Origin of the sequence: Maribacter stanieri (genome assembly GCF_900112245.1) — a bacterium.
GTDB classification, from domain to species: domain Bacteria; phylum Bacteroidota; class Bacteroidia; order Flavobacteriales; family Flavobacteriaceae; genus Maribacter; species Maribacter stanieri.
Genome location: NZ_FOYX01000001.1, coordinates 2,167,136 through 2,189,056, shown reverse-complemented (window position 1 = coordinate 2,189,056; position 21,921 = coordinate 2,167,136). Strand labels below are relative to the sequence as shown.

Genomic DNA, 21,921 nt, shown 5'->3' with positions numbered 1-21,921 from the left:
AGTTATATTTTTAGAAGAATCTTGGCGATAAGGCTCTCTTTTTCAAGCCCTCTAGATTGTAGGTTAATATTATTTCATGAGAACCACTATTATAATCACCCAAGTTGGTGGTAGTATAATCATAGGCATAACCTAAAAAGAACTTATTGGTTATATGAAAGCCTGCCAGGGCACTTACAGCATCATCATACCTATAAGCCAAACCAAGACTTAAGCGCTCTCTAAGTAAAAAGTTTGCAGACACATCTACTGTTATTGGGGATCCTGCTACATGTTTTGTTAGAACCGCTGGTTTAAACTTTACCGAATCATTAATATCAAAAACATAACCACCCATAAAGTAATATTGACTCTTGCGCTCTGTAATAATTTCGTCGTCGCTGTCGTACAATTGAGAATTCAATAAATTGTTACTTGAAGCTCCCAAATACCATTTTGCTCCATAATAAAAAATACCGGCACCTACCATTGGTCTAAGATCATTTAAGTTCTCTTGAAAAATTGGATCTAGACCATTGGCATAATTACCTTTAGAATAATCTACATTTAGAATATCTAACCCCGCATTTAAACCAAGTGACAGTGTAGTTTCGCGACCTGTTTTAATATGGTATGCAAAATTAGCATTGACTTCAAAATTATTTGTAGCCCCTAAATTGTCGTTTACGATAGTGAGTCCCAAACCTATTCTATCCTTTACCAGACCATGGGAAGAAAAACTTTGAGTTTCTGGTGAACCATCTATACCCACCCATTGTGATCTATACAAAAGACTTGCCGCCAATGTACCCTGCGTGCCGGTATAAGCGGCATTTAAGGTTTGCGTATTATACATATACTGTGTGTATTGTGCTCTTTGCTGACTATAGCCCACCACAGACACAAAAACAAAAGCTAAGGTTGAAAGGATTTTTATAATTGATATATTGTTTTTCATATTGATATTTATTTGGAAATGTGAATGAATTAAAGTTTTGATTTTATCTAGCTAGGTGTAACCAACCGACCAAATCTCTATTCAACTCAGGTATATTAATAACATAGTAATAGGTACCAGCTGGCAAATGATCTCCTTTGCTTAGAACACCACCTACATTCGCAATTCCATCCCAGTTATTCTGATAGTTCTGTGTTTCAAAAACCAAGTTTCCATTTCTATTATAAACACGTGTAGTATTTAAATAATCTGTAATACATTCCACCTCGAAGAAATCATTGAATCCATCTGAATTTGGCGAAAACTCATTATAGACTTCTAGACAAAATTCTGCCCCTAGAACTTCACCACATCGCATAGTCTCAATTTCTGTACGTAGTTCTTTATTTGGTGTACATGAATCTGTACTTAAATATGCAACTTCTATAACCGCATCCTGTAGGCTGTTCCAGGTGATAGTTACAAAATCATCTGTGGTAGTACCACCGTCTGTAATTACACCACCAGTAACCGTCCATACATAATTGGTTTGATTACTTTCAGTGAAATAAGAATAAGACTCCGTGCTAATACAAGCTTCTTCTGTTTGTCCAATCAATGTAATTGGTGCGTCTTCAGTAACCGTTGCTACTATTTCTAGCCTACTGGCACTTTCACAACCATTTTCCAATCGAGCTATATAGTAGTTACCCGAAGTAAGTGCATCGGTTGGGTTTAGCATATTGCCACCTACCGCACTATCATAGAATACTACTTCATTTTGATTTACTTCTAAATCACCAATAACAGGATTAGCAGATGCACAAAAATTCTGTGTATTGGTAGACGTTGTAGGTGCATCAACTTCTATAACTTGAACAGTTATGGCTACACGGGCAAAAATATCTATTGGAAGGTTTAATAATCCTGTGAAATAAACACCGCCATCTACTAACGGGGTATTGTTACTTAGAAGACCACCGCCAACTAAAGCATCAAAGAAAACACCGTCTTCTAAATCTAGTTGTAAATCTAAAATAGTAGGATTCTCAGATGCGCAAAAAACCTGCGTTAAATCTCCAATAGGTAAATCTGGAATTGGTAAAGGAAGTTGTTCTGTTACGGTACATACACCAGAACTCATTATCAGCTCTACAATATTATCAGCATCAGAAAGTACATCTAAACCGGCTATATCAATAATATATTCTAAACTAGAATCTAACGTACCAACGTAATTTGCACCATTTAATCTTAATGTAACCGTATCTCCTTCACTAACATCTCCCGAAACAGAACCGGTCAAAGAAATATTAGAATTGATATTATTTACGTCGATAATATCTTGCAGGGTAATTGTAGTATCTAAAGTAGCATCAATATCAAAATTAGAATCTAACACTGTTACATTCACCTCTTTTAAATCCCCATCGGCATTTGCACAATCAACAACTTCTTGTTGTAATCTAACAAAATAATCATATGGAGAACTACCTTCATCCAATCCATTAATAATTAAAGTACCAGCATCAGATATGGTATACGTAATATCACCAACAACCATATTATTAGTAATTTGATTTGTAGCATCCACATCAAAAAACCATTCATAGCTACCCTCTATTAGGCTTGTAGGCACCAGAACAACATCATTAGAACTACATACAGGATTCTCTGCCCCAGATACATCTATATCTGCTGCTGTAGGTATGTTTAAAACATTTACAGTAATAGTTGCCCTAACAGATTCTTGAGAACAACCAGGTAAGGCAACACCTATATAAAAATTAGTAGTGGCATTTAAAATACCTGTATTAAAGGAAGCTCCTGAGTTTAAGTTTGCCAATAAATTACCGCCAACTAAGTCATCATAGAACCTTAATTCCAGTCCGGTTTCATTTTCAATGGTAGTTAGCAAATCTATACTAGTACCAGCGCAAATTGTAATTTCCTCTGAGTTAAGCGTAGCTGAACTTGAGTTTGAAAGATTCAACAATTCTGAAAGAGATACAATTGTATCAATAACTATATTGGCCTCAACATCTAAAGCATCACTATCAACATTCACTAATGTTAAATCACCAGCTTGGTTTTCGCATCTACCATTCGTGGTCGTCAATTTTGCATAAACAGAGAAAGGCGTAAAGTCATCTTGAAGTCCAGAGATGGTCAGCTCACCATTAGAGTCTATACTATAAACTACACCATCAACATTTAAATTGTCAGTTATTTCATTAGTTCCATCCACATCAAAATACCAATTAAAGTCACCCGCAATTTCACTTGTTGGATGGTAAATAATATCTCCCGAAGCACATAAATCGCTATTTTCTTTTACTACAGTTATATCATTAGCAGTTGGTATAGGACTCACAGAAACTTCGACCGCCATTCTTGGCGACTCATTTACACAACCAATTTCGCGAGAAGAAACATAATAAATTGTAGATGCCGTTAATGCATTGGTTGTATAACTTTCCCCAGAATCTAAAACTGCTAAAAGGTTTCCTCCTATTTCTGTATCATACCACAATAACTCTTCAGTACCTGGGTCTTCTGTTGTTGCAATTAACATAGCAGGCGATCCGTTACAAACAGTTATATTTTCAGAGCTTGGGTCTAATTCTGGAATTGCTGGAGCACTGAAAACATCAAATATATTAATGCTCTGATCTAGGTTAACCCCCAATAACGAACTTAAATTAATAGTAATTCTATCTATAGTAACATCAGGATTAATAGGTATAGTTACTGAACCAGTGTCTGTTAACAACCCTAATAAATCTAAATCTAATAGATTACTTAAATTATCTGTAAACACGTTGGTTGAAGAACCATTATCGGCAGATATTTGAATATTATTTATAACATTTAATTGTAAAAGAGATGGATCAACACCTATGGTAATATAAAACACATCGGTAGGATCAGACGGGGCATCAAAATAAAACGTTTGGCTTATAGAAGCTGCAACGCCTACTATACCTAAACCTAATTCTGAATACGTGTCTTTATCGTTATCGATGGCAAATTCAGGATTTGTAACGCCTGCACCTGCTAATTGTAAAAGATCTAATGTTATACCGGTACCATCAAAAGAAGTATAATCAGCATTTAAACAACTGCTAGAACTTGCTGCCGTAAATGCACCATAAACATCTAATTCTTTTAAAGTGTTTAACCCAATTAATGAACCTACTTTATTTTGAAGTCGGATTCTATTATAAGCTGAATTTGGAGAAACGGACATAAAGTAATCACCCATACCATCGGTAACCACTTTAACACCATTCGTGTTAAATGAATTTGCTATACCAGAATCTGCTTGAAGAATTGTGGTGTTATTATTTTTAACATCTATAGCAAACTCTTGGTTCCCTAAAATTACAATTCCAGCTACATCGGCAAGAAGTCCCCCTAAATTACCACCCAACAAAAAGGGTAATAAATCATCTTCAGTATCTAAACGAATAAAACTTGTCTGGTTTGCGGGTATCTCTGTAGGAAATTCTAATTCTAAATATCCTGAATAAGAGCCAACACCTAGTGCCAGACCAGAATTAGCATTAATGATGGCACTTGACAAAAGATTTTGATCTATTGCTTGCCCAGAATTAACAACCTGACTCTCACTTATTATGGTATTGGCAAATTGCTGTTGCCCAAAGGCAGATTGCATACTTATCAAGAACACAATAAAAACTAAAACAAGTAAAAATCGATTTAAGTATTTTTTCTTCATAGCATTAATTTTGAAGGGTTTTTCCTACAATGATAACGCTAATCAATTATAATAGATATACGACAACTATTACTTTACGATATATAACAATAAAACATCGATAAAATGCATAAAAAAATCGATGAACGACACATTTCGTGCTAAAAGACTATTTAAGTGTTATAAAATCATTTATTTAATACATCAATCGATATAATTTTCTACATAATAATTCAAAGAATGAAAACATAAATAACTGATACAAAATAAATTAATAAAAAAAGACCTGAACATACAGGTCTTTTTTTCTGATTGGCAAAAGCCATGTCAATCATTATTTATTTAATAAATACTTGTGTGAAGTATAACATACCTTCTTGTGATGCTGATACAGAAATTGCTGTTTCAGAATAATCTCCTTCAATATTTTTTAAGTGACTAGCACTTGCTAACCAAGCTTCAAAAACACCTTCTGCAGATGTAAAGTTTCTACCCACATTTTCAGAAACTCTTGTGGCATTTAAATCAACAGATAATTCAGAAGATCTTTGTGCAAAATTATCATGATTAATTTCATCTAAAGAAATCATATAAGTGTTATGATCAACAGTATAAGATTGCGCTTGATTATTATAAGATAATTGAGATAAACCATTCTCTAATCTATAGTTATTTATCAATTTAAATATTTCCAGTTCCGTTTCATTATTCTCTAATGTTACATCTGTGGTAGATGTTGTACTTAAAACTTCTTCTTCTAAAGCTTCAGTTTTACTACATGAACTTGTTACTACTAAAATCAACATTAAGAATACAATTGAGAACTTCATTTTAATTGGCTTTGTTATTATACATGACAAAGTTACGTTCGGTACAAAGCTTAAAAACAGATTCTTCGGGCAATGGACCGTAAGTGTCGGCCAGTAGTTTAATCTTATAGTCAACGTAGTATTTATCTTATTTTATAGAAATACTTTATCGAAGTAATTGACTGATAATCTTAATAGCAGGAATTCAAAAGTATATTAGTAATAACAAGCGAGGTATATTATTGATTAACCCATCCTTATTATATATACAAGTTTAAATAGATTCATTTTAAAAAATAAAATGGGGTCACTATATATGAATCACCTATTAATATGATATTGAAACCAACAGGTCATATTTTTATAATAACTTGCAGTCCTTAAAATTGCGATATGACTAATAATGATGTTTTTAAAAAATTAAGAGTAGCTTTAAAATTCAGGGATGATCAAATCGTTGAAATTCTTCAGTTAGTAGATTTTAAAATTTCTAAAAGTGAATTAGGTGCTTTCTTTAGAAGCGAAGACCATCCTAATTATATGGAGTGTGGTGATCAAGTACTTCGTAATTTCTTAAACGGATTGGTCATTCATTTGCGTGGCACAAAAGAGGACCCCAAAATACCGGGCGAAGTTCTTTTAAGTATGTCTGGAAATACGGCGAAATCTGCTCCAAAAAAGACAGTGAGAGAAGATTTTAAAACTAAGCAAATGAAAAAAGTGGATACTGGTATTAGCCATGTGAAATATAAAAACAAAAAAAAATCATGATGCACCTCTGTGTATCATGATTTTTAAACGGCAATCTCAATAGGGATTACGCCTTTACACGTACAGGAATAGTATATACCTTACCCTCCTCTACTTCAGCCAAATTAACCTTTTGATAGTTTAATTTGCTTTTGACAAAACTTTCCATTTTATCAAATTTTGTATTTACAGATAATACTACAATTTCACCATCTGAGTTCAAGGTGAAACGAACTTGTGCTGTTAAATCGTTATGCATTTCAGAGAAATTATTCTCTGATAACATTTCTGATATCTGTATTGAAAGATTTTTTGTAGGGTTTTCACCTTTTACATCGTTAGCTAATACATTACCTGTTGCAAGTAGCATTGCAGCTACGACTACTAAACTTAATTTTCTCATGACTTTTTGTATTTTACTCCAGTTATTCTGAAGTATGATTAATAATTGATTGATGATGAATTACTAAAAAGACGATTGTAAAATAAGAATGTTACAATTTAAACTCATTTTAACATCTCTTTAATAGTAATTCCTCAATTATACACCCCAAATTTAGAAATACAAGTCATGCGAAAAACATGATTACAGAGTCTTAACCATTATTTCATTTCGGTAACATAAAATATAGATTTCCTCCTTTTATGATTACGATTACTTAAAACAGAACACACAATAAATACTTAATAACTGATATTTCTATATTAATTGACAAAAAAAAGAACGCTAAATAAGCGTTCTTTATAAAATGGTAAGTGGTAATTCTACTAGTCTGCTATTTCTATTGGAATAATGTAAACTATATCTGAATTGCCCGGTTCAAGATTTTTAAAATCAATACCGTTCTTTAAAAACTCTTTTAATTTACTATTGGTAGATTCAATTGATAATAACCTGTACATACCATCTTCTGCAACGGCAATTTTAATTTCGGCTTTGGCTCCTCTTATTTGATCAGGTATATCCTCATCAGCTAACATCTCATGAATTTGAGAAGTTATCCACTTTGTTCCTTTATCCTCATTAGACTCGGTATCATGAGCCGTAACAGTTCCAATCCCAAATGTTAACATTGCGATTAAAATAATTTTGACTTTTTTCATACTATATATTTTAAAGGTTTGAAAATTACACGTACTTATTGCATATACTACAAAATAACGTATTTAAAATATCAATATGATAATTTTAACATCTATTTAATATTAATTTAATAATATACATAGTTTTTAGCCATATAAACTGCATTTTCAATAATTACATTAAAACTTAAAACAAAAAAAGACCATTCAAAATGAATGGTCTTTAAAAATATGATAAGCAAATGAGTTTAAGCCAATACCGCTTTAACCTTATCTGCTGCTTCTTGAAACTGAACAGCTGATTCAACTGCAAGTCCAGAATTGTCGATAATCTCTTTTGCAAGCTCTGCGTTAGTACCTTGTAATCTTACGATAATTGGCACTTTCATTGCATCGCCCATATTCTTATAAGCATCAACAACACCTTGTGCTACACGATCACAACGAACGATACCACCAAATATGTTTATTAGAATTGCTTTAACGTTAGGATCTTTTAAAATAATTCTAAAAGCTTCTTCAACTCTTTTAGCATCTGCAGTGCCACCAACATCTAAGAAGTTAGCTGGCTCACCACCTGCCATTTTAATTAAATCCATAGTAGCCATTGCAAGACCTGCACCGTTAACCATACAACCAACGTTACCATCAAGATCTACATAGTTAAGACCTACTTCTCTAGCTTCAACCTCAATTGGATTCTCTTCTCTAAGATCACGCATTTCTGCATATTGCTTTCTACGGTAAAGTGCATTATCATCAATAGAAACCTTAGCATCAACAGCCATGATCAAATCATCGGACGTTTTTAATACTGGGTTAATTTCAAACATATTAGAATCACTTTCAACATATGCTTTATATAATGATGCAACAAATTTTGTCATCTCTTTGAACGCAGTACCTGAAAGACCTAAGTTAAAAGCAATCTTTCTTGCTTGAAAACCTAGCAAACCTGTAGCTGGATCAATTTCTTCTGTAAAAATTAAATGTGGTGTACTTTCTGCAACTTCTTCAATGTCCATACCACCTTCTGTAGAATACATAATCATATTCTTACCAGTAGCTCTATTTAATACAACAGACATATAGAATTCACTAGTTTCGCTTTCGCCTGGGTAGTAAACATCTTCTGCAACCAAAACTTGATGTACTTTTTTACCTTCTGCAGAAGTCTGCGGTGTAATTAAGTTCATACCAATAATTTGGTTTGCGATCTCTTCTACCTCTTTTAGGTTTTTGGCTAATTTTACACCACCACCTTTACCACGACCACCTGCGTGTACTTGCGCTTTAATAACATGCCATCCAGTTCCGGTTTCAGCAGTTAATTGCTTTGCAGCCTCAACAGCCTCTTTTGCATTATGGGCAACTATTCCTCTTTGGATGCGCACCCCAAAACTTGCTAATATCTCTTTTCCTTGATATTCGTGAAGGTTCATATATATGGTGATTTTAATTGTTAGGCAAAAATAGGAAACCGTAAGTAATAATCTAAAAATACTGGTGATTAATTAGAATAACTATTATAATTAACCTGATAAAAACACAAAACGCTTAAAATCTAATTGATTTTTTTAGCATTTTTAGTTCTTATATCTCAATATCTTTAAAATCTAAAGGGTCAAAATTTTTAAAATGACCATTAAGTTCAATAATTTTTTTGGTTCTTTCTACTTGAGACAATACCGTTATAGTGGAAGTTAAATGTAAACTTATAAAATTAAGACGGTCATTTTCTGATGGTATTTGCAGTAATTGATATTCTTGTTCAAACGACAATCCTATTTTATGTGCTAGCGTAAAACTATTGAATTCCTTTACATTTATCTCCGTATAAGGAACATCCATAATTAAATATAGTTGTCGTATACCATTAATAATAACTTGTTTTTTTTCGTCAGTTGCTTCATAATCGTACTCCATCAGTTTAACAATTCCCCCAGCATACAACTTACCTTCCAACACATTGTCAAAGGCTAATAGTTTAAATACTTGTCTAGCAACACAAACTACATCCATTTCTCCAGTCTCATAAGTACTTACGACTTCTACCAATTGTACTTCTACGCCGTACTCCATTTTATTATTGATAAATACAGGTATACCAAAGGTTATAGCCTCTTGTCTACAATCATTTATTAATTGTTTGTAGCGTTCTTCAAAAACATGAAGCGGAACTGTTTCCCCAGGAAAGAATATTGATTGTAATGGAAATAAAGGTAATTTCATCCGTTAAAAATACAAAGCTCTTTACATTGCGCCAAAATATACAACCACCTAGATTGTTATAAATATCACAATCTGTTATTTTTATTGTAATTACGTTATTATTTTTGCTCTTAATGATTAAGAAAAGTAAATTCGCTTAAAAATAGATAGCATGAGAAATGAGGATTTATTGCAGATAGCAAAAACCTATGGTGATCCGGTGTATGTTTATGACTCGGAAAAAATAGTTTCACAATTCAATAGATTAACCAAGGCATTTGGTTCTGTAAAGAAGTTACAACTTAATTATGCAGCTAAAGCACTTTCTAATATTACTATTCTAAGATTAATGAATAGTCTAGGTAGTGGTTTAGATACAGTATCTATCCAAGAAGTACAATTAGGTTTATTAGCTGGTTTTAAACCAGAATCAATCATATTTACCCCAAACGGAGTTTCCTTAGAAGAAATTGAGGAAGCAGCAAAACTTGGTGTTCGTATCAATATTGACAACCTTTCTATTTTAGAGCAATTTGGTAGCAAGCACCCAACAATTCCTGTTTGTATTCGAATTAACCCACATGTAATGGCCGGTGGAAATTCTAATATTTCTGTAGGACATATAGATTCTAAATTTGGTATTAGTATTCATCAAATACCACATTTACTACGTATCGTGGAATTGACTAAAATGAATATCAATGGTATACATATGCATACCGGTAGTGATATTTTAGATATTGATGTATTCTTATATGCTTCAGAAATTTTATTTGATACTGCACGAAACTTCAAAAATTTAGATTTTATAGATTTTGGTAGTGGTTTTAAAGTACCGTATAAAGTAGGTGATATAGAAACTAATGTAGAAGAATTAGGTAAAAAACTAAGTACACGTTTCAACCAATTTTGTAAAGAATATGGTAAAGACTTAACATTGGCTTTTGAGCCTGGTAAGTTTCTAGTGAGCGAGGCAGGTGTTTTTCTTGCAAAAGTAAACGTGGTAAAACAAACCACATCAACAGTTTTTGCAAGTGTAGATTCTGGCTTTAATCACTTAATTAGACCAATGCTTTATGGCGCTACACATAGCATAAGTAACATATCTAACCCTGCCGGTAGAGAACGCTACTATTCTGTTGTTGGATATATTTGTGAGACAGATACATTTGCTAGTAACAAAAGAATAAATGAAATTACCGAAGGTGATATTCTTTGTTTTAAAAATGCAGGTGCATATTGCTTTACAATGGCAAGCAATTACAACTCTAGATTTAGACCACCAGAAGTACTTTGGCATAAAGGAAAAGCAATTCTTATACGCGAAAGAGAAACATTTGATGATTTAATTCGTAATCAAGTAGATGTAAAAGATTTATTCGCTGTTAAAGAAACGGCAAAAGTGAAATAAAGCGTTTAAAAATACGTTAGTTTTGGTATAATAGTTGGACTAAACACTCAAAAAAAACTCATGAAGACGTATTCTTTATTTTTTTCTAAATCTTTTTTATTCTTATCCGTTCTGTTTATTTCGGCAGCTAGCTATGCACAAGAAGTAAATTGGATATCATGGGATGAGGCTGCAAAATTGGCTTCAACCGATAAGAATCCAAAAAAAGTTTTCATTGATGTTTATACAGATTGGTGCGGATGGTGCAAGAAAATGGATAAGGATACTTTTCAAAATCCTGAGGTAGCTGCTTATATGGAAAACAACTACTACATGGTAAAGTTTGATGGTGAAGGAAAAGATCCAATTGAATACAAAGGGAAGACATATAAATTTGTTCCATCTGGCAGAAAAGGATATCATGAGTTTGCCGCAGCATTAATGCAAGGACGCTTAAGCTACCCTACTACAATTTTTTTAGATGAAGAATTAAATATGCTTTCACCGGTACCAGGATATCAAAAACCAGAACCGTTCATGGAAATAGCACGCTATTTTGGAGACAATATCTATAAAGAAAAAGATTGGAAAGCTTACGCTGGCGAGGCTGGTAAATAAACCAAGAGTTTACTTTTAAAATTACACGTAAGCCTATAAAAACTTAACATGATAAATTGGTTACTCTTCCATAGAGTAACCAATTTTCTATTTAGTATTATTTCAAACTTTAAAAATTGGAAAGAAATTTCCATTAAAGTACTTTCACTACAACATATAATCACCAACATATGAAGAAGGTATTTTACTTGTTTTTTGGGGTCTTCGTAATCATCTCCTGTAAAAATAACCCAGAAGCTCCTAAAGATATAGCATCAGGTGTTTCTTTAGAATTGGCTACCAACAGGAGCACTAGAATTTCTAACGTACAGTACAATCTTAGTTTTCAAATTCCTAAAGAACAAAAAGACCCTATTCATTCTAATTTAATTTTAGATTTCAATTTAGATCAGACCAACGAGGCAGTTTATCTAGATTTTAAGGAGGAAACCGCTAAAATAAAATCGGTATTTATTAATGAGGATTCTGTTGCTATACAGCATATTAATGAGCACATTGTTCTACCAATAGAATATTTAAAAAAGGGACAGAACTCTGTTAGCATAGCGTTCATTGCCGGGGAACTTTCATTGAATAGAAATAAAGATTACCTCTACACTTTACTAGTTCCAGACCGTGCTAGAACGTTATTCCCCTGTTTTGATCAACCCAATATTAAAGGAGTTTATACACTAAGTATTACAGCCCCTAATGATTGGAAAGTGCTATGTAGTACTAAAGAGGTAAATAAAATTCAAAAAGAAGAATTTACACAGTACAACTTTGGCAAATCTGACCAAATGAGTACGTATCTATTTTCTTTTGTAGCAGGCAAATTTGAATCGGCAACTCAAAAAACCTCAAATCTGGAAATGACTATGTTGTACAGAGAAACAGATTCTACTAAAATTAAATACAGTACCGATTCCATTTTTGATCTTCACCAGCAATCACTAACCTTTTTAGAAGAGTATACCGCATATCCTTTTCCTTTTCAAAAAATGGATTTTGCTGCAATTCCTGGTTTTCAATATGGTGGTATGGAACATGTTGGTGCCATTCAATACAGAGAAAGCTCTCTTTTCTTAGATGAGAGCGCAACTGCAAACCGAAAATTAAGTCGCGCAAAACTGATTGCTCATGAAACCTCTCATATGTGGTTTGGCGATTTAGTTACCATGAATTGGTTTAATGATGTTTGGATGAAAGAAGTTTTTGCAAATTTCATGGCAGATAAAATAATGAATCCAGCCTTTCCTAACATAGACCATCAACTGGCTTTTATGATTACCCACTATCCCAATGCCTATGGCGAGGACAGAACTCTTGGCACAAATCCCATAAGACAAGACTTAGAAAACCTCAACAATGCAGGTTCATTATACGGAAGCATCATTTATAACAAAGCACCTATAATGATGCGCCAGCTTGAAACCGTTTTAGGAAAGGATGCATTTAAAAGTGGTATACAAGAATACATCACAATTTTTGCTTATAAAAATGCTGTTTGGGGTCAACTCATAGACATTTTTGACAAAAAATCATCAACAGATATTGAAGCATGGAGCAACGTTTGGGTCAATAATTCTAGTAGACCTATTTTCAATGACAACATAAAATATGATTCAAACAACAGGATAAGTTCATTTGAATTATTTCAGAAAGCCGAAGATGGAAGTAAAAATATCTGGCCGCAGACTTTCGAAATTCTATTCGTTTACCCACAAGAAACTAAAGTCTTTACTGTAAATATGCTTGAAGATAAGTTTCATTTAAAAGAAACCATTGGTTTACCTAAACCTAAGGCTATTATCTATAATTCAAATGCAGAAGGTTATGGGGTATTTCCTATTCAAGAAAAACAATTAGAAATAATAACCAACCTCAGCGACCAGGTAGCACGTGGTTATAGCTATATCAATGTATTTGAAAATGTGCTTAACGGTGCTGTTGCACCCTCATCTGCTCTAAAACTATTTCTAAAAGGGTTAAACGATGAAGAGAATGAATTATTGATAGGGCTTATTTCTAGATACACCACTACCCTATATTGGAAATACTTAACCGAAGAACAACGTCTCTTTTACCAAAATGAAATAACCGATCAAGTCTGGACTAAATTACAAGAACCACTTGCCGCAAATATTAAAAAAACTTTATTCTCTACTTTTTCATCTGTGGGTTATACCGATAAATCACTTCAACGATTATATGATATATGGACGAAGAATATAAAGATTGATGATTTAAAACTTAACGATGATGACTATACCGAATTGGCAATGGACTTGGCACTATATGGTCATCCTGATAGCGATAACATTTTAGTTACGGCTGAAAAATCAATTTCCAATCAAGATAAATTAAACCGATTTAGATATTTACTACCGTCACTTTCAAATGACTTACAAACAAAAAACGATTTTTTTAAATCTCTTAGCAAAGAAGAAAACAGAGCTAAAGAATCTTGGGTTGCAAATGCAATGAATAACTTAAATCACCCTTTGCATCAACGAGAGTCGATTGATTATTTAAGAACAAGTCTTAATCTTCTGGATGAAATTCAAAAAACCGGTGACATCTTTTTCCCAAAACGATGGTTAAACAGCACCATAGGAAATTACACTTCAAAAGAAGCATACGATATATTACAAACGTTTATTAACGAAAATCCCGATTTAAATCCGTCGTTAAAATCAAAAGTTCTTCAAGCTTCAGACGATTTAAGAAGAGTACAAATTTTACAAAAATCGCTGGACACTTCTGTAAACTGATATTTTGAGACATAAAAAAGAGGTCTATAATAGACCTCTTTTTTTATAATCAATATTTAATTTTCTATCTACTGTAATTTGGACTCTCCTTTGTAATAGTTACATCATGTGGGTGACTTTCATTAATACCACTGGCTGTGATCTTAACAAATCTACCATTGTCCTGTAATGTTGCAATATCTTTAGCGCCACAATATCCCATACCGGCTCTAAGTCCACCAATAAACTGATGAATACTTTCAAATAAATCACCTTTGTAAGGTACACGACCTACAATACCTTCTGGCACTAATTTTTTAATATCATCTTCAACATCTTGAAAATAACGATCTTTACTTCCTTGTTTCATGGCTTCAACAGAACCCATTCCTCTATAAGATTTAAACTTTCTTCCTTCGTAAATAATAGTTTCTCCAGGTGACTCTTTTGTACCTGCCAATAGCGAACCTAACATTACGGTATCTGCGCCTGCTGCAATAGCCTTAGGAATATCACCAGTGTAACGAATACCACCATCTGCAATAACAGGAACTCCAGAACCTTTTATAGCTGCCGCTACTTCTAATACAGCAGAAAATTGAGGAAAACCAACGCCCGCAACTACACGAGTAGTACAAATAGAACCAGGACCAATACCTACTTTGACTGCATCTGCACCTGCATCTACTAAATATTTTGCCGCTTCACCCGTAGCAATGTTACCTACAATAACATCTAGATTAGGGAACTTTTTCTTTACCGCTTGCAATACCGCCACAACACCTTTCGTATGTCCATGTGCTGTATCTATAACTACTGCATCTACCCCTGCATTTACCAAAGCTTCTGCTCTATCTACAGCATCACCGGTAACACCCAAAGCTGCTGCCACTCTTAAACGACCATATTGATCTTTATTCGCTATAGGCTTCTGGGTTAATTTTGTAATATCTCTAAAAGTTATCAATCCTACCAAGATATTATCTTTAGTTACGACCGGTAATTTTTCAATTTTATGTTGTTGTAGAATATCTTCTGCTTCAGATAATGAAGTTCCTTCTTCTGCAGTTACCAAGTTTTCTGAAGTCATAACCTCAGATATAGGTCTTTCGTTATTTTTTTCGAAACGTAAATCCCTATTGGTTACAATACCTAATAGTTTTCCTTTAGCATCAACAATTGGAATACCACCAATGCTATACTCCTTCATATTGGCCTTGGCATCTTTTACTTTAGAATCTAAAGGCAAGGTTACCGGATCTAAAATCATTCCGCTTTCAGCCCTTTTCACCTTTCTTACCTTCATTGCCTGCTGCTCAATAGTCATATTCTTGTGCAATACACCAATACCACCTTCTTGAGCCATGGCAATTGCCATTCTAGACTCCGTAACCGTATCCATCGCTGCAGATATAATAGGCACGTTAATTGTAATGTTTCTTGTGAATTTTGTCTGAATATTGACTTCTCTTGGAAGTACTTCAGAATATGCAGGTACTAATAATACGTCATCGTAAGTTAGACCTTCTCCTAGAATTTTATTTTGATGGGCTTGCATAGCAATTAAGGATTTAATTGCGTGCAAATATAGTGAATATTATTGGTTAATAATATTAGCGTTCTTCACTGAAAATGTTAATTGATACAAGACGATTAAAGCAGATGCAGTATATGTAGCGGTCATTAAAAAACCTGATAACATTACTATATATTTAAACCAAGATATCCCTGACCATAAAAAGTAAATTCCGCCAAAAGTGAGTAAAACCGATAAAAATGGTTCAATAGTTAAAAAGAGTTTCAACCGTGTTGGCAAATTAGTCAACCAAACTAAAACACCTAATAAAAAAAAGATAAAAGACATGGACAGTATGTGCGTATGAACAATAGTCAGCATTTGTCTTTTACTTTTCTTGAACTTCATAATCTCTGCGTTTTCATCTGCTTCATTGCCAAGATAATTCTCTTCTATACCACTAGGATTAGAAGTACTTGTTTCTGAAACAAATAACAAACCTGTATAATAGCCAATAGAAAGTACAATTACAAAAGCCCCTATAAATAAGCGAATTGCTTTTGGAAGCTTTAATAAAAGACCATTAAATTCCATTATAATACTTTATTTTCCTGCAATATAGTAAGTGTTTGTAAAAGGTCATCAATGGCATTAGTCATAGAACGAACCGAAATAGTAGCTCCTGCAATACCATCAATATTTGTTTTATGATCTACCCTATCACCAGGTATTTTACCAACAAACTGTTTAAGCCAGCGCTTACTTCCTATTTCGCCACCATATTCTTCTCGGTAAATAAGAACCTTGGAATGTAAAATTTTAAAATTTTTATCCAATAAAACCATATAGTCAAACTGTGCGGTTTTACTTGGTGCCTGTTCAATGAACATATATCCAATAAGACTTTTACCATCAAATAATTTAAATAAATTCTCGCCCGTAATTTTACTTGGCAAATCTTTATTTAAGTTATTTTGGACAGGAATAGACTCCATTGTAAAAGTTTCAATTTCGAAATAACCTGTAATTTCCTTATCTACTTTTTTCTGAAGATTTTTGGGTAAACCAAATCCCATTACCATGGCTATGGTAAGCATGCTCACAACTGATTTTACAACCTTCTTTTTCATAATTGGAAACTTAAGTAATTCTATTAAAACCAAACGCCAATTCCAAAATTAAGTCTATCCTTAATATCATCTCCTTCTAAGGCATTGCTACGAAACTGATAATCTCCTTTTAAAACAACACCTGGAGCAATATGATATGTTAATCCTGTAGTAACATCTGTTCTGTCATATGCCTCATTACGTATCAAACTACCCGCTGTATTAGCATGGGTATCATACTGTTCGTACCTTGTAAAAACATATAATTTTTGTTCTTTGTCCATTGCCAATAAATTATAAGCTCCTTCCACATAAAATCCTCTTAGAGCACTACCTAAATCTCTACCAGTAGCCGTATTATACTCTTCTGTATCTGATAAAGAAGCATTTATAAACTGTCCCCTTGCCGTAAAACGATCATATGCATAACGTGCATCGACACCAACCATTGCTATACCAATATTTGCTCCTTCCAAAGTTTCTATATCATCTTCTGCCTGTGTTTTTCCAAAATAAGTAGAAAGACCTAAGCGAAGGCCAGAAATACCGTAATAATCTAATTTAGTAGACAATGTAGGGCTATCTATAGTAGATTGTATTGCTTTTTGGCGACCACCTCGTAATCCGCTAGAGCCTCCTAACAATCCAGACAAACCACCAGCACCATTAGCCTCTGTAGATTTAAAACCGTTAAAAACATATGCCTGATATCCTAAATTAATATCATTGAACCTACCTGCAACTCCAACACCAATTTCACGCCATGTAGTTGGTACAATAGCATTATCCATTCCCGGTCTTTCAGTACCATTAAAAGTTGTTGGCTCATGAAATTCATTAATAATTCCCATGGGCACCAACATTAAACCACCTCGTAAGCTCACATTATTTCCAACGGAATAATTTACAAATGCTTGTTCTACAAATATTTCATTAACATGCTCTAGCTCAACCTCTGTAACAAATTGTGTTTTATCATTAAAACGATATCCAAAAAGCAAAACCATTCTTTGCACGTCTAATTCACCATTATCACCTTCTGGCTGATTATATAACATCTCTGCATAAGCACCAACGGTAACTGCAGATGCATAATTACCTGACAGTAATCTTTGCGCGGCATTGATTTGAGTTTGGGGAACTAATGTAATTGAATCTGTTTTAGTCTGAGCCTGTAAAAAGCTAGCCGACAATAACAAAATAAATAGATAAGCGTATTTCATCAAGATAAATTTTCTTTACAGGCCGTTAATTATTAACGGAGCGCGAATTTATAATCTAAATTCGACTTAACAAAGCTTATCTGTATTAAATCTAAATAACCTTAGCAAGGTATTACTATTGATTAAAATGAAAAAAGGTAGGTATTAATGATATTTAGAAAACAATTCTGTAGCCTTATTATAGGAAGCTTCAAAAGCCATCCAATTAACGCCAGATTCTACTTTTTCTGATGTAAAATACGATAGCATTTTCTCAGTTGGCATATTACCCGTTAAATCATCTTTAGCCATTGGGCAGCCACCAAATCCTTGTATTGCACCATCAAACCGTCTACAACCAGATTCGTATGCAGCAGCAACTTTCTCATGCCATTTAGTAGGAGTGGTATGTAAATGCGCGCCAAATTCAATACTTGGGTATTTAGGAATAAGATTAGAGAATAAATAAGAAATGGTTTCTGGGTCTGAAGATCCAACAGTATCGGAAAGTGACAATATTTTAGCTCCCATTTTTGCGAGTTTCTCTGTCCACTCGCCAACTATATCAATATCCCAAGGGTCACCATATGGATTACCAAACCCCATAGATATATAAGTAACCACCTCTTTATTGGCCGCATCGGCTAAATTAAATATCTCTTGCAAAGTCTCTACAGATTGTGCTATGGTCTTATGCGTGTTTCGCATTTGAAAATTCTCTGAAATAGAGAAGGGAAAACCTAAATAATCTACTTCTGGATGAGAAACGGCATCTTCCGCTCCACGTACATTTGCCACAATAGACAGTAACTTTGAGTTTGTCTTTGAAAGATCCAGCTTAGCTAGCACCTCTGCGGTATCTACCATTTGCGGTATTGCTTTGGGAGAAACAAAACTCCCAAAATCAAGGGTATCAAAACCACAACCTAACAATGATTGTATATACCTAACCTTTTCATTAGTTGGTATAAATGTTTTAATGCCTTGCATGGCATCCCTAGGACATTCAACTATTTTAAGCTTAGAATTAGACATTATGTAAAAATACGAACTCTAAATAAGTATGTCATATTAATGTTTTAAATAAACTAACCGAAGAATAAATAAATAGCGATACCAGTGAACACTATAATCTGTACCCATTTTAATATAAAACCAGTATGTTCTTTAGTTTTTATAAATGTTGAAATCTGACCAGATAAAATGGCAATACCACTAAATACAATTGATGAAACCAGAATAAACAACAAACCCAGCGTATAAAATTGGAACACATTACTTAAAGAGTCTGAAAATAGAAACCCAGGGAAAAAAGCCAGAAAGAATATAATCACCTTTGGGTTTAATACATTCATTATAAATCCTTGTTTATATAATGCCCCTAAGCTTTTTTTATTCTTTGATTCCCCCTCTATGGCTATAGCATCACCTCCTCTATATACCAGTATTGCGAGATACAGTAAATACGCAGCTCCAAATGCTTTAATACCCGTAAATATGGTTGGGTTATTTTTTATGATGGCAGACACACCAAATGCCAAAAGAGAAGTATGTACTAAACAACCGGACATTAAACCTGCAACAACTGCTAGTCCTTGTTTTTTACCATTACTTATACTCTGTATTAGAACAAAAATATTATCAGGACCAGGCGATAGAGACAAAATGAAGGTAGCTACAGAAAAGGCAAGTAAAATATCGTAATTCAATTCAGGAGTTTTAAGTTCTTCTCGAAATGTACGAATAACCCAGAATTACACCTATTTTTAATATCTTGTTTAAAAATAAAGACACTATGAAAATTAAAGTACTGGTATTATTAATTAGCATTTCGTTTATGACCTCTGCATTTGCTTCAACAAATGAAAATATAACAGCAACTAAAATGATCAAAACCGACAGCCTTTTAAGGCACACCGTTTTTTTTAAATTTAAAGAAGGGACTACACCTGCTCAAATAAAGCAAGTTGAAGATGCTTTTAGCGCATTACCTTCTAAAATTGAACAAATCAAAGGTTATGAATGGGGCTTGAACAATAGCCCAGAAGGACTGGATAAAGGGTTTACCCATGCTTTCATTCTTACTTTTGAAAGCGAAGAAGATCGTGCCATATATTTACCTCACCCTGACCACAAAGCCTTTGGTGCAGTTTTAACCCCACATTTGGAAGATGTTTTTGTGGTTGATTTTTGGATCAAAAATTAAAATAAAATCTCAAATAAAAACAAATGCTTTTGTACACGTTCGTACAAAGGCATTTATTCTTTTTAGCTGTAGTATATTGTATTAGGCTTCTGCTGTTCTTTCTAATAAAGCTTCATTAATTTTCTTTACCAAACCCGGTCCCTCATATACAAAACCTGTCCAAAGTTGTATTAAATCTGCACCTGCATCTAATTTTTCAATAGCATCTTCGGCAGAGTTAATACCTCCTACCCCAATAATTGGAAATGCTTTGTTACTTTTTTCCGCTAAAAACCTAATCACCTCTGTACTTCTGTCTTTTAAAGGAGCACCACTAAGTCCGCCAGCCTCTTCTATTAAAAGTGCGTGCGATTTTAAATTCTCTCTAGAAATGGTTGTGTTTGTTGCAATAACGCCATCTATGGTAGTAGTACTTACAATTTCAATAATATCTAACAACTGACTATCTGTAAGATCTGGTGCTATTTTTAGTAGAATTGGCTTACGCTTTGTGCTTTTACGTTTACTAAGTTTAGAGTTTTCCAATTGAAGTTCGTTCAACAATGCCGTTAAAGGCTCTTTGTCTTGCAACTCTCTTAAACCTGGTGTATTTGGTGAACTAACATTCACCACAAAGTAATCTACATGATCAAACAAGGCATCAAAACAAATTAAATAGTCTTTGATAGCTTCATTATTAGGTGTTATTTTATTCTTACCAATGTTACCACCTATTAAAACTTTATGCTCTTTTTTTAAATTTTCTACCGCTTCAAAAACACCTTTATTATTAAAACCCATTCGGTTTATGATTGCTTTATCCGCTTTAAGACGGAATAATCTCTTTTTAGGATTTCCTTCTTGTGGTTTGGGTGTAAGTGTCCCTATTTCTACAAATCCGAATCCGAAATCCGATAGCTCGTTATACAACACTGCGTTTTTATCAAAACCAGCTGCCAACCCTACAGGGTTCTTAAATTTTAAGCCAAAAAGTTCTTTCTCCAAACGTTTATCCTCGACGGCAAACATAGATTTCATAAGACTAGTAAGTCCTATTTTAGAAAAAAACTTTATACTCGAAAAACTAATATGATGAACTTTTTCTGGGTCTAACAGAAACAAAATAGGTCTGATAATAAGCCTGTACATGTATATATTTTAGAAGTCGCAAAAGTACAAACTGTAAACGAGAAAGTTAATTATAACTTATCTGTTTTCATCAACAATACTATCGGCATATATTGTAGGCATAACTAAATATGGAGAACGATTGGCTTCTTTACACAATGTTCGGTATAACTCATATTGCTTAGGATTGAATAAAGACAACATTCTTTTGTCAATAAGTGACTGAACACTGTTCATACTATCCATAACAGCCTTATACTTATCTGCTAGTTGGCGTAATTCGGTTACATTGCTCTGTGGATGCCGTTCTGCAACATTCTGCAATTCATTACTCAGTACATCATTTCTATATTTTAATTCGGCACTAAAACTTATTAGCTTCTCATTTTGCATTTCATTAAGCTGAAAGATATCTGAAATCACGGAATCATTGGTAACCCCAACCCCTAATACACAATCTGCCTGTGCATTTACTTTTACAAAAAATAAAATAGAAGCTGTGATTATTAAATACTTAAATTTTTCCATGCCAAAATATATAGAATATTACG

Annotated in this window: 20 protein-coding genes; 5 read left to right on the top strand and 15 right to left on the bottom strand. The window is 33.5% G+C overall.

Translation table 11 applies throughout. From position 1 onward, the window contains the following. Nucleotides 1-10: 10 nt before the first annotated feature. From BM296_RS09495 to BM296_RS09485, 3 genes are all read right to left on the bottom strand, one after another. On the bottom strand, nt 11-937 hold the full coding sequence (locus BM296_RS09495; RefSeq protein ID WP_091902793.1) for a PorP/SprF family type IX secretion system membrane protein: 927 nt from the start codon (nt 935-937) through the stop codon (nt 11-13). Between the two features lie 43 nt (nt 938-980). After that, nucleotides 981-4,658 (bottom strand): Ig-like domain-containing protein, encoded by a 3,678-nt coding sequence (locus tag BM296_RS09490; RefSeq protein WP_091902792.1) that lies wholly within the window; start codon nt 4,656-4,658, stop codon nt 981-983. Nucleotides 4,659-4,975: 317 nt separating this feature from the next. After that, entirely contained in the window at nt 4,976-5,467 is a 492-nt protein-coding gene (locus BM296_RS09485) for a CAP domain-containing protein (RefSeq protein ID WP_091902791.1), read from the bottom strand. A 372-nt stretch (nt 5,468-5,839) separates the two neighbouring features. On the opposite strand from BM296_RS09485, the gene BM296_RS09480 reads away from it, so the two are divergent. Further along, nucleotides 5,840-6,217 (top strand): DUF1456 family protein, encoded by a 378-nt coding sequence (locus tag BM296_RS09480; RefSeq protein WP_036145404.1) that lies wholly within the window; start codon nt 5,840-5,842, stop codon nt 6,215-6,217. A 46-nt stretch (nt 6,218-6,263) separates the two neighbouring features. Here the strand turns inward: BM296_RS09480 and BM296_RS09475 are convergent, their stop codons facing one another. From BM296_RS09475 to BM296_RS09460, 4 genes are all read right to left on the bottom strand, one after another. Further along, nucleotides 6,264-6,599, bottom strand: a complete 336-nt coding sequence (locus BM296_RS09475) for a hypothetical protein (RefSeq protein WP_091902790.1) — start codon at nt 6,597-6,599, stop codon at nt 6,264-6,266. A gap of 365 nt (nt 6,600-6,964) precedes the next feature. Beyond that, nucleotides 6,965-7,300: a hypothetical protein gene (locus BM296_RS09470; RefSeq protein WP_091902789.1), complete on the bottom strand. Its 336-nt coding sequence runs from the start codon at nt 7,298-7,300 to the stop codon at nt 6,965-6,967. 227 nt (nt 7,301-7,527) lie between these two features. Then, a complete protein-coding gene (gene sucC / locus BM296_RS09465) occupies nt 7,528-8,721 on the bottom strand; it encodes an ADP-forming succinate--CoA ligase subunit beta (protein WP_027064377.1) in 1,194 nt (397 codons plus the stop codon). 151 nt (nt 8,722-8,872) lie between these two features. Then, a complete protein-coding gene (locus BM296_RS09460; RefSeq protein ID WP_091902788.1) occupies nt 8,873-9,511 on the bottom strand; it encodes an LON peptidase substrate-binding domain-containing protein in 639 nt (212 codons plus the stop codon). Nucleotides 9,512-9,662: 151 nt separating this feature from the next. Between BM296_RS09460 and lysA the strand changes: the two genes are divergently transcribed. The 3 genes from lysA (at nt 9,663) to BM296_RS09445 (ending at nt 14,251) form a co-directional block, all read left to right on the top strand. Continuing rightward, nucleotides 9,663-10,901, top strand: a complete 1,239-nt coding sequence (lysA, locus tag BM296_RS09455) for a diaminopimelate decarboxylase (RefSeq protein ID WP_091902787.1) — start codon at nt 9,663-9,665, stop codon at nt 10,899-10,901. A gap of 60 nt (nt 10,902-10,961) precedes the next feature. Next, nucleotides 10,962-11,498 carry a thioredoxin family protein gene (locus BM296_RS09450; RefSeq protein WP_091902786.1) on the top strand — a complete coding sequence of 179 codons (537 nt, stop codon included), beginning with the start codon at nt 10,962-10,964 and terminating at the stop codon, nt 11,496-11,498. A 170-nt stretch (nt 11,499-11,668) separates the two neighbouring features. Next, entirely contained in the window at nt 11,669-14,251 is a 2,583-nt protein-coding gene (locus BM296_RS09445) for a M1 family metallopeptidase (protein WP_091902785.1), read from the top strand. Nucleotides 14,252-14,315: 64 nt separating this feature from the next. Here BM296_RS09445 and guaB read toward each other — a convergent pair whose 3' ends face one another. The 6 genes from guaB to BM296_RS09415 form a co-directional block, all read right to left on the bottom strand. Next, entirely contained in the window at nt 14,316-15,788 is a 1,473-nt protein-coding gene (gene guaB / locus BM296_RS09440) for an IMP dehydrogenase (RefSeq protein WP_091902784.1), read from the bottom strand. Nucleotides 15,789-15,827: 39 nt separating this feature from the next. Continuing rightward, nucleotides 15,828-16,340, bottom strand: coding sequence for an Aq_1264-related membrane protein (locus tag BM296_RS09435; protein ID WP_091902783.1), 513 nt, complete (start codon nt 16,338-16,340; stop codon nt 15,828-15,830). Continuing rightward, nucleotides 16,340-16,876, bottom strand: a complete 537-nt coding sequence (locus BM296_RS09430; RefSeq protein WP_091902992.1) for an FMN-binding protein — start codon at nt 16,874-16,876, stop codon at nt 16,340-16,342. The genes BM296_RS09435 and BM296_RS09430 overlap by 1 nt, the downstream gene beginning before the upstream one ends. A 23-nt stretch (nt 16,877-16,899) precedes the next feature. Continuing rightward, nucleotides 16,900-18,078, bottom strand: coding sequence for a putative porin (locus BM296_RS09425; RefSeq protein ID WP_091902782.1), 1,179 nt, complete (start codon nt 18,076-18,078; stop codon nt 16,900-16,902). 144 nt (nt 18,079-18,222) lie between these two features. Beyond that, entirely contained in the window at nt 18,223-19,092 is an 870-nt protein-coding gene (locus BM296_RS09420) for a hydroxymethylglutaryl-CoA lyase (RefSeq protein ID WP_091902781.1), read from the bottom strand. Nucleotides 19,093-19,145: 53 nt separating this feature from the next. Further along, on the bottom strand, nt 19,146-19,766 hold the full coding sequence (locus BM296_RS09415; protein ID WP_091902780.1) for a LysE family translocator: 621 nt from the start codon (nt 19,764-19,766) through the stop codon (nt 19,146-19,148). 86 nt (nt 19,767-19,852) lie between these two features. Here BM296_RS09415 and BM296_RS09410 point away from each other — a divergent pair, with 86 nt between their 5' ends. After that, the gene (locus BM296_RS09410) at nt 19,853-20,263 is read left to right on the top strand and encodes a Dabb family protein (RefSeq protein ID WP_091902779.1); all 411 of its coding nucleotides are present in this window, start codon (nt 19,853-19,855) and stop codon (nt 20,261-20,263) included. A gap of 81 nt (nt 20,264-20,344) precedes the next feature. Here BM296_RS09410 and BM296_RS09405 read toward each other — a convergent pair whose 3' ends face one another. Together BM296_RS09405 and BM296_RS09400 are read right to left on the bottom strand one after the other, a co-directional pair. Then, the gene (locus BM296_RS09405) at nt 20,345-21,391 is read right to left on the bottom strand and encodes a quinone-dependent dihydroorotate dehydrogenase (RefSeq protein WP_091902778.1); all 1,047 of its coding nucleotides are present in this window, start codon (nt 21,389-21,391) and stop codon (nt 20,345-20,347) included. Nucleotides 21,392-21,448: 57 nt separating this feature from the next. Beyond that, a complete protein-coding gene (locus tag BM296_RS09400) occupies nt 21,449-21,898 on the bottom strand; it encodes a hypothetical protein (protein WP_091902777.1) in 450 nt (149 codons plus the stop codon). Between the last annotated feature and the right edge of the window lie 23 nt (nt 21,899-21,921).

What these genes read in the sequence shown, in the direction of transcription:
- BM296_RS09495 (WP_091902793.1), bottom strand. Translation starts at nt 937, where the DNA reads ATGAAAAACAATATATCAATTATAAAAATCCTTTCAACCTTAGCTTTT.
- BM296_RS09490 (WP_091902792.1), bottom strand. Translation starts at nt 4,658, where the DNA reads ATGAAGAAAAAATACTTAAATCGATTTTTACTTGTTTTAGTTTTTATT.
- BM296_RS09485 (WP_091902791.1), bottom strand. Translation starts at nt 5,467, where the DNA reads ATGAAGTTCTCAATTGTATTCTTAATGTTGATTTTAGTAGTAACAAGT.
- BM296_RS09480 (WP_036145404.1), top strand. Translation starts at nt 5,840, where the DNA reads ATGACTAATAATGATGTTTTTAAAAAATTAAGAGTAGCTTTAAAATTC.
- BM296_RS09475 (WP_091902790.1), bottom strand. Translation starts at nt 6,599, where the DNA reads ATGAGAAAATTAAGTTTAGTAGTCGTAGCTGCAATGCTACTTGCAACA.
- BM296_RS09470 (WP_091902789.1), bottom strand. Translation starts at nt 7,300, where the DNA reads ATGAAAAAAGTCAAAATTATTTTAATCGCAATGTTAACATTTGGGATT.
- sucC (WP_027064377.1), bottom strand. Translation starts at nt 8,721, where the DNA reads ATGAACCTTCACGAATATCAAGGAAAAGAGATATTAGCAAGTTTTGGG.
- BM296_RS09460 (WP_091902788.1), bottom strand. Translation starts at nt 9,511, where the DNA reads ATGAAATTACCTTTATTTCCATTACAATCAATATTCTTTCCTGGGGAA.
- lysA (WP_091902787.1), top strand. Translation starts at nt 9,663, where the DNA reads ATGAGAAATGAGGATTTATTGCAGATAGCAAAAACCTATGGTGATCCG.
- BM296_RS09450 (WP_091902786.1), top strand. Translation starts at nt 10,962, where the DNA reads ATGAAGACGTATTCTTTATTTTTTTCTAAATCTTTTTTATTCTTATCC.
- BM296_RS09445 (WP_091902785.1), top strand. Translation starts at nt 11,669, where the DNA reads ATGAAGAAGGTATTTTACTTGTTTTTTGGGGTCTTCGTAATCATCTCC.
- guaB (WP_091902784.1), bottom strand. Translation starts at nt 15,788, where the DNA reads ATGCAAGCCCATCAAAATAAAATTCTAGGAGAAGGTCTAACTTACGAT.
- BM296_RS09435 (WP_091902783.1), bottom strand. Translation starts at nt 16,340, where the DNA reads ATGGAATTTAATGGTCTTTTATTAAAGCTTCCAAAAGCAATTCGCTTA.
- BM296_RS09430 (WP_091902992.1), bottom strand. Translation starts at nt 16,876, where the DNA reads ATGAAAAAGAAGGTTGTAAAATCAGTTGTGAGCATGCTTACCATAGCC.
- BM296_RS09425 (WP_091902782.1), bottom strand. Translation starts at nt 18,078, where the DNA reads ATGAAATACGCTTATCTATTTATTTTGTTATTGTCGGCTAGCTTTTTA.
- BM296_RS09420 (WP_091902781.1), bottom strand. Translation starts at nt 19,092, where the DNA reads ATGTCTAATTCTAAGCTTAAAATAGTTGAATGTCCTAGGGATGCCATG.
- BM296_RS09410 (WP_091902779.1), top strand. Translation starts at nt 19,853, where the DNA reads ATGAAAATTAAAGTACTGGTATTATTAATTAGCATTTCGTTTATGACC.
- BM296_RS09405 (WP_091902778.1), bottom strand. Translation starts at nt 21,391, where the DNA reads ATGTACAGGCTTATTATCAGACCTATTTTGTTTCTGTTAGACCCAGAA.
- BM296_RS09400 (WP_091902777.1), bottom strand. Translation starts at nt 21,898, where the DNA reads ATGGAAAAATTTAAGTATTTAATAATCACAGCTTCTATTTTATTTTTT.